This is a genomic window from Aquimarina sp. 433 (genome assembly GCF_054054605.1).
This window is the reverse complement of sequence record NZ_JBSWZK010000028.1, coordinates 1-1,614: the sequence shown is the minus strand read 5'-3', so window position 1 is coordinate 1,614 and position 1,614 is coordinate 1. Positions and strand designations below refer to the sequence as shown.

Here is a 1,614-nt window from a genome sequence, read left to right as displayed (position 1 = left end):
GCCAAATTAAGAAAATTGGTGTTGAAATTAGAAAAATCATCAATATTCCAAAAAAGAAGTAATGTCCGTTCATTTTAATTACTGGTAACGTTTAATATATGTGTCGTAGCAGGGCAAAATGTTACCCTGTTTTCGACAAAAACTGCGCATTGATTGTTATTTTCTTCAGTTGCAAGCATTGCGCCTTACCAAATAAGCAATGACCATTCGATTGATCACTTTGCTGCTATGACACATATATCGTGTTGTGTGCAGTGTTTTCTTCACATAATCCATAATTCTACACGTTTATTTTGTTCAGATTCGGGATTATTCATATCTAACGGAATCCTATCTTTTTCGGTTTTAGTAAGAATTTGATGTTCAGGAATTCCAAGTTTAATTAATACAGATTTTATAAACTCAGCACGCTGTATTGCGATGTTTTGATTTTTTTTGAATTCATTAGAACTACAATGACCAACGATTTCGATTTTTTTAGTTCCATAAATTTTCAAAGCATTAACAATAGACTCAATATAATTTTCATTTTTATAATCAGTTGAATTATCACTGAAGTAAAAAGGTTCAATTCCGTCTAGTTTAGTTAACTCAGTTTTTTGGCTATTTTCAGATACAATTATTGTATGAGACTTTTGAGCAAAGCAGAATCCCGAAAATAAAATTAAAATTGTTAATAGTCTTGTTTTCATATTGCATACAACGTTTAATATATGTGTCGTAGCAGGGCAAATTGTTACCCTGTTTTTTGATTTTTCTGCGCATTGGTTGCTAACTTTTCCATTCTGCAAGCATTGCGCCTTACCAAAATTACACAGACCATACGATTAATAACTTAGCTGCTATGATCACATATATGTTGTTGTATACTGGATTATTTTCCTTTATAATCTGAAAACATATTATTTTTAATAAATTTATTTCCAAATTCTTTACTTATCATTAATTCCATAGTATCAATTCTGCTTTCGGAGTTTATTTTTCCATTGAACACAAACTTTACTAATTCAAATTCATTCCCTTTTTTCTGATTTGTCCCAGCTTTGATTAATACGATTTTTTGATGTGTTAAATTATTTTCGTATTTCACGTTATCAAGTTTAAGTTTAGATTCTTCTAATCGCCGTTGATCATATTCTATTTGAATTAAATACTCATTTTTTTTGTTTTTATTTAATTTGATTAGTTTGTTCCGGTTAGCAATATTTTTTTCAAGTAAAGTGATTCTTTGCTTTTCCTTTTCAATAATTAATTGATTTAAACTTATTACGTATTTTAAATTGTTTATTCCGATATTTTGAAAGTAGTTAAAATCAACTTTTTTAGTACTCAGTATTTTAAAAGAGTCTATTTGTAAAGTGTCATTTTCTGTTTTGGCCGAAGCAGTGTATATATATTCTAATTCCTTTTCTAATTTACTATTACAAGAAAGGATACTAAGCGATAGTATGAAAATATAAATCTGTTTCGTCATTTTTTTCTTGTATACAACGTTTAATATATGTGTCGTAGCAGAGCAAAATGTTACCTTGCTTTTCGGTTTTTTCCTGTCCGCCTCAGGAGGATGCGCATTGGTTGCTAACTTTTACTTTCTGCAAGCATTGCGCCTTCATA

The 1,614-nt window shown here is 29.4% G+C and carries 2 protein-coding genes; both read right to left on the bottom strand.

The annotated features are described in order from the left end of the window. Nucleotides 1–263: 263 nt before the first annotated feature. On the bottom strand, nucleotides 264–692 hold the full coding sequence (locus ACWNT5_RS24195) for an OmpA family protein (RefSeq protein WP_456518850.1): 429 nt from the start codon (nucleotides 690–692) through the stop codon (nucleotides 264–266). Nucleotides 693–874: 182 nt separating this feature from the next. Further along, nucleotides 875–1,474 (bottom strand): hypothetical protein, encoded by a 600-nt coding sequence (locus ACWNT5_RS24190; protein WP_456518849.1) that lies wholly within the window; start codon nucleotides 1,472–1,474, stop codon nucleotides 875–877. Nucleotides 1,475–1,614: the final 140 nt, after the last annotated feature.

Bases quoted from the DNA above. Each gene is read 5' to 3' on its own strand.
- ACWNT5_RS24190 (WP_456518849.1), bottom strand. From the start codon at position 1,474: ATGACGAAACAGATTTATATTTTCATACTATCGCTTAGTATCCTTTCT.
- ACWNT5_RS24195 (WP_456518850.1), bottom strand. From the start codon at position 692: ATGAAAACAAGACTATTAACAATTTTAATTTTATTTTCGGGATTCTGC.